General features: G+C 43.7%; 6 protein-coding genes. 3 read left to right on the plus strand and 3 right to left on the minus strand.

The window, feature by feature from the left end; all coding sequences use genetic code 11:
- The coding region (locus SCJ97_11360) for a nitroreductase family protein (GenBank protein ID MDW7740630.1) at positions 1–381 on the minus strand (381 nt) is incomplete at its 3' end.
- A gap of 324 nt (positions 382–705) precedes the next feature.
- Between SCJ97_11360 and SCJ97_11365 the strand changes: the two genes are divergently transcribed.
- Together SCJ97_11365 and putP are read left to right on the plus strand one after the other, a co-directional pair.
- Positions 706–1,806, plus strand: coding sequence for a BPL-N domain-containing protein (locus SCJ97_11365; GenBank protein MDW7740631.1), 1,101 nt, complete (start codon positions 706–708; stop codon positions 1,804–1,806).
- 251 nt (positions 1,807–2,057) lie between these two features.
- Positions 2,058–3,557: a sodium/proline symporter PutP gene (gene putP, locus SCJ97_11370; GenBank protein ID MDW7740632.1), complete on the plus strand. Its 1,500-nt coding sequence runs from the start codon at positions 2,058–2,060 to the stop codon at positions 3,555–3,557.
- A gap of 19 nt (positions 3,558–3,576) precedes the next feature.
- On the opposite strand, the gene SCJ97_11375 is transcribed toward putP, so the two are convergent.
- Positions 3,577–4,128, minus strand: coding sequence for a hypothetical protein (locus SCJ97_11375; GenBank protein ID MDW7740633.1), 552 nt, complete (start codon positions 4,126–4,128; stop codon positions 3,577–3,579).
- A gap of 184 nt (positions 4,129–4,312) precedes the next feature.
- On the opposite strand from SCJ97_11375, the gene SCJ97_11380 reads away from it, so the two are divergent.
- On the plus strand, positions 4,313–5,023 hold the full coding sequence (locus tag SCJ97_11380; GenBank protein ID MDW7740634.1) for a plastocyanin/azurin family copper-binding protein: 711 nt from the start codon (positions 4,313–4,315) through the stop codon (positions 5,021–5,023).
- Between the two features lie 201 nt (positions 5,024–5,224).
- Here the strand turns inward: SCJ97_11380 and SCJ97_11385 are convergent.
- The coding region (locus tag SCJ97_11385) for an NAD(P)/FAD-dependent oxidoreductase (protein ID MDW7740635.1) at positions 5,225–5,800 on the minus strand (576 nt) is incomplete at its 5' end.

A 5,800-nucleotide genomic window follows, 5' to 3' on the forward strand; every position in this document is an offset into this window, starting at 1 on the left:
CATGGCGTGGGTGATCAGACCCCGTCTTTCTGCTTCAAGCGAAAGAAAGCCCCAGGCCGTCCCCGAATCGAACATGTGCCAGTGGTTGGCCTTTTCGGTTTTCTCGAAGTGGTTCTTCCCTATTAAGAGAATTAGCACAGGGGCCTTGTTAGCCCATGCCTGGTTACCTTCGTTCAGCACACTAAATAGCTTAGCCAGTTTTTCTGCGTTATCAGCTATTAAAAAACGCCAGGGCTGTTCGTTGCTGCACGATGGGGCATAATGTGCCGCTTCAAGTAGAGCCATTAATTCTTCTTTGGCAACCGGTTTTGAACTGAATGCCCGTGGTGACCACCTTGTTTTTATTTCCGGCATAATATCATAATTAAACACCCTGCTCATATGACCAGCCTCCCCGGGAAAAAATCAAGAAGATAAAGTCTTTAGTTAGGTATTATAAATTATAACATAACGAGAGCAGTCAAAGATGAAAGAGCTCAGTCAATGGGTAAAGTACACGGCATATTTATTGTTGTCACTAATGTTCCAAAGCATCAGAAAGGGGTGCCCTGAGGAAGGTATCTGATCGCGTCCTAAATCCGGGGGTAAGTAGCAGTAATAGTATCCAAACTTTTACTATAAAGAACCGGGTTCTTGAAAAAAAGATTTGCATAGGAAGAGGAGAAAAGAAAAATCCGTCGAAAACTCAAGCAGGGAGGGATCTACGTGAAAGCTGCCATTGTTCCGCTCTCCAGGTTGGGTGTGGTAAATGTTCAGCAAGATTTTTTCAAGGTGATTAGAGAAACGTTTAACCTGATTAAAATGGGAGAAGAATGTTTTCAGCTGCGAAACTCATTGAAGGTTTTCACTAATCGTTTTCCCGAAGGCCACATATATTCTGCCGGCGATCTGCTTTTAAAAACCACTGATGAAAATCTCCATAATTTAGAACAGAGTGGCTGTATTATCCACCATATTGAGTCTCTGCCGGAAGAGGGAAATATGGTCTCTTTACGGTGGCCCGGTAAGATTGCCCTTTATGCAGGGCTGAACAGTGTAGCATTCTGTTCAGAACCTTTCCCCCCTCTTTTCCAGTTGCTCGGTCTCGAATTTACTGAAGTCAATGACGATGAAATCAGAGATGGCGGATTGGACCACTTTGAATGTCTCATTGTTCCTGGAGGACCTGATGCAGGTGAATCCTATTATGAGGGATTTGGAGATAGGGGGCTTGAAGCAATAAAAACATTCGTGAGAAGTGGAGGATATTATATCGGTGTATGTGCTGGTGCGTATCTGCCCCTTCTAAGGCCACCGGGATTAGATCTACCGGTATCCCTTGAAATAGTGGAAGTCTGGGACTCCTCAGGATTGGATTACTGGAGAACAGGAGCCGGATTTGTACGCTTACGCTTTAAGAAAGAGATTCATCCCGTTGTTTACGGATTAGCCTTAAATGACCCTAGCACGCTTGACATGGTCTACTGGGAAGGCCCCGTATTTGAGTGCAAGAGCGGAGTTAAAGTTATTGCAACTTTTGATTCATTCCTTGCGGGTGGCATGGACAAGCCATCCTGGGACGTATCGTGTAATCAGAAGGCTGTTGATGCTATTGAATGGTATAATCCTTTGACACCGGCACGTTTCGATAAATATATGAAAGACAAACCTGCCATTATTGAGGCATCATATGGAGATGGTACTCTTCTACTCTTTTCTCCCCATCCCGAATTTGGCACTCCCGGGATTGCAGAGAAATGGGAAAATAGCATGACCTTCAGGTTTTATGTAAATGCTTTTCACTATCTTTTTTCACAGCAATCATAATCGCTTAGCTGGAAAGACCTGGGGAAAGTATTAACATTTACATTGGGAAGGGAGGTGTATCATCTTTGGAAGCTTCGCTGGGGAGCTCAGGCTTATTTTGGCTTATTGTTCCACCGGTGATTTTTTTTATTCTTACCATTATTTATTATCGACAATCAGCCGGTAACAAGAAGTGATGTTTCGATTGGTTTTTCCTCTTGCCATCAATCAATCCCGGATATTAACCGGTAAAAAGAGGTGAAGTTTTAGAAATGACTGGTTCAGCGGTTGCTTTCATTTTTTATCTGATTTTGCTCCTCGTCGTCGGCTATATGGCCTTCAGGATGACACGTACCTTCTCCGACTTTGTTATCGCCAGCAGGAATCTGAATGCCTGGACAACATCTTTAAGCGCACAAGCTAGCGACATGAGTGCCTGGTTGTTATTAGGTCTTCCCGGATTGGCTTATGCTATGGGACTGGGAACAATATGGGTTGCCATCGGTATAATGGCCGGAACTCTCTTTAACTGGCATTATATTGCGACAAGGTTGAGACGGTTTACAGAACTTACAGACTCTATCACCATATCTGATTTTTTTGCTGCAAGATATGAAGATAATTCGCATCTCCTTCGTGTTATTTCTGCCGTCGTAATAATTGTCTTTTTTGTCATCAATATTTCAGCAGAATTAGTTGCTTCAGGTAAACTACTTAACGCCTCGTTCGGTTTTGACTATAATTTGGGGCTCCTTATCGGTGTGGGAGTTATTGTGTTATACACTTTCTTTGGAGGTTTCTTCGCGGTATCTTGGACCGATTTTGTTCAGGGCTTACTTATGGTTTTTGGCCTTGTTGTTCTACCAATCCTTGGGTTAAACGCTTTGGGAGGATTTCCGAAGCTTTGGGGTGCCATGCAGGCTTACGATGTCAATCTTCTTGATGTACTTGCCGGAGAGACAGGTTGGATGGCGCTATCAGGAGTTATTATTGGTTCATTGGCCATAGGGTTAGGCTATCCCGGTCAGCCTCATATACTCGTCCGCTTTATGGCGATTAAAAAGGCCAGGCAATTGAAAGCAGCGATGTTGATTGCCATGATTTGGGTGATCCTCTCCCTTTACGGGGCTATCTTTGTTGGCTTTATAGGGCATGGCTTCCTCGCCCCGTTGGAAGATCCCGAGCAAGTTCTTCCGTTACTTGCCGGGCAGCTCCTATCCCCCTGGCTTGCCGGAATACTGGTGGCTGCTGTTATGGCGGCGATAATGTCTTCGGTAGACTCCTATCTTCTAGTATCCTCAACCGCTGTAGCGGAAGACTTTTACAAGAAAATATTCCGTAAGGATGCGGATGATAAGCTGCTCACCATGGTGGGCCGCATATGCGTCATATTGGTGGCTCTGGCCGCATTCCTCCTGGCCAGACCTGGCGGTGTGGTATTTACCCTCGCGCTTTATGCATGGGGTGGTTTGGCAGCCGGTTTTGGCCCTCTCGTCATTTTATCCCTGTACTGGAAGAGAACCACGATGTGGGGGGCAGCCACAGGGATGATTGTTGGAATGGGTGTGACAATCCTCTGGTATAATACGGGTTTAAGCAACTACATTTATGAGCTGGTTCCGGCTTTCTTCCTCAGTTTGATATCAATAGTCATCGTCAGCTACTTCACCTCAGCACCTTCGGCAAATGTATTGGATAAATTTGAACTCGCTAAGAAACCATTAAGCTCAGAAATAGAGGTTTTGGAAGGACATCTACAGGGGAATAAGTAGCATCAGTGGAGGGGCGGCCTTACTTTTTGACCGCTCCTCCTAAAGTTAACCAACTTCCGGTAAGGCTGTCTAGAAGCTTTGTTTTGTTCTTATCAGCAGAGATAATCCAGAAAGATTTATATACCAATTTCAAATACTCAAAGCTAACCTCAGGAGTCCAATAGGTAAGGAAACGCCTGCCGAATCTACGAAGTGCGTATGTTTTTAATAATTGCATCGCCTTTTTATCGTCTATATCGGGAGGGATAACATTCATTGTTTCTGACTGGAAGAGCACTGTATTTGGTACTACATCAGCACGCTCCACTTTCCCGGTACACGCATCTACTAACACTACAACTCGGAAAGCTCGAGGTTTTAGGCCAAATCTTTTAAAGTCCAGCCTTACCCGGGCGATATATTTTGGGTAAAGCAATATTTCCTCAGTCCCCGGGTTTTCATATCTTGGCTCAATTACGTGGATCTCCACAGCTGCACCTCCAGTGTTGGCAATGCCGTTTAAATGGGTTTTTCCTTGCCTGTGTAGTGTTTTTCTTATCATACCATTATCTTTGCCTTTTTCAGAGGGCATAACCTGCACAGAATTCAAATTGGTGTTATAATTGAACAAATTAATAGCAATTCTCTATATTATATAGAGATAAGGGGGATTAAATTATGCTTAAAGACTATATTGTTATTAGAATAGGGTTGGTGTTGCTCTTTATATTTTTGTAGGTCTTACAGGTGCCGGTTATTCAACAGAGGATCAATTAATGGATACGGATATGACAGAGGATGAGGTCGAGGAAAGTATACCGGAAGATGTAGCCGGGGACAAACCTGAAGAAACTACTCCGGATTTTGTATTTGAAACTCCGGTAAAATCTCCACACTATGTCGATAATGTACCTGCTCATGCTTCAATAGTACCTGCTGTGCCTGTAAATGTTATTGTTAACTTCGATTTCGACATAATAAGTCCATCAGAAATAGTGGTTACCGGACCGGATAACGAGGTTTACAGCTATGGAGATACTTTGATAGACGACAATAAACTTGGGATGAGGGTGATGCTGGAAACTGAAGCCCCTGATGGTTTGTATCTAGTAGAATACAAAGCCTGTTGGCCTGATGGCAGCTGTCATAACGGATCTTTCCAGTTTGCTATTGATAGATCTCTCGAATCTGAATTCACAGATCTAAGGGGACAGTCTGAAATTGTTATCAATATGACTGCTAATAGATTTGAACCACAAGATATAATAATTGATGCAGGAACTACTTTAACCTGGATAAATAATGATCAGGTTGAACATTATATAAACACAGATCCCCATCCTGGTCATAATTACTATCCCGATAAAAATTCAAGCTCCCTTTCCAACAGTGAAACATTCTCAGTACAGTTGAACTTACCCGGTTATTATCCGTACCATTGCAGTGCTCATCCTGATACGATGAAGGCGATTATTATTGTTAAATAGAGCATAAAATTACATTTGTCAAACAAAAAAATATTACGCTGGTCAGAGATCCCGGATGAATGGATTAAAGGAACACCGCCGGACTGAGGTTGCCCCCGAACGCGATACAGGTTAGGTATTTATTAAAAACTACATAGATAATGTAACATGAATTAATGAAAGAGGAAGAGAAATAGAGCAATCCTGACTTGACCTCACCCTCTATAGCTCCGGAATATCATAAGAGGGATCAAATACAGTAGTTACACCTCGGGCATAAGCTCCGATTGCCTCGCCTATACCGCCGTAAAATGTTGGAAATCCGTAGATCATACTCTGTAGCTCTGGAATAGGAATTCGGGCGTGCACTGCCAGCGAAAGAAATCCAAGTACCTCGCCGGCATGAGGCCCCACTACAGTTGCTCCGACGAGGATTCCCGACTTGCGGTTTGCTACCAGCTTAATAATTCCCTTTTCAGCTCCATGGAGAAAACCGCGTATTGAAAAGGCCACCTCTTTTAAAATCACCATCACTTCCAGCCCGGCAGCCCTGGCTTCAGATTCCGTCATGCCAACAGCTCCGACTTCAGGATCAGTAAATATTACCCGGGGAATGGCATGATAGCTGGCTGGCGGGTGCTCTCTGCCGAGTATATCGGCAGCAATAATTGCAGACTGATAATCGGCAACACTGGTTAAAAGCGCTTTCCCGGTCACATCACCCATCGCCCAAACACCTTTAGCGACGCGCATTCTTTCATCTACATTAATAAATTTACCGGTGTTTTCTATTCCAAT

The sequence above is a fragment of the Bacillota bacterium genome, assembly GCA_033549065.1.
Lineage (GTDB): Bacteria > Bacillota > Dethiobacteria > DTU022 > DTU022 > JAWSUE01.

Excerpts from the sequence above, each read along its gene's own strand:
- putP (MDW7740632.1), top strand. The coding sequence starts at position 2,058 with ATGACTGGTTCAGCGGTTGCTTTCATTTTTTATCTGATTTTGCTCCTC.
- SCJ97_11375 (MDW7740633.1), bottom strand. The coding sequence starts at position 4,128 with ATGCCCTCTGAAAAAGGCAAAGATAATGGTATGATAAGAAAAACACTA.
- SCJ97_11380 (MDW7740634.1), top strand. The coding sequence starts at position 4,313 with ATGGATACGGATATGACAGAGGATGAGGTCGAGGAAAGTATACCGGAA.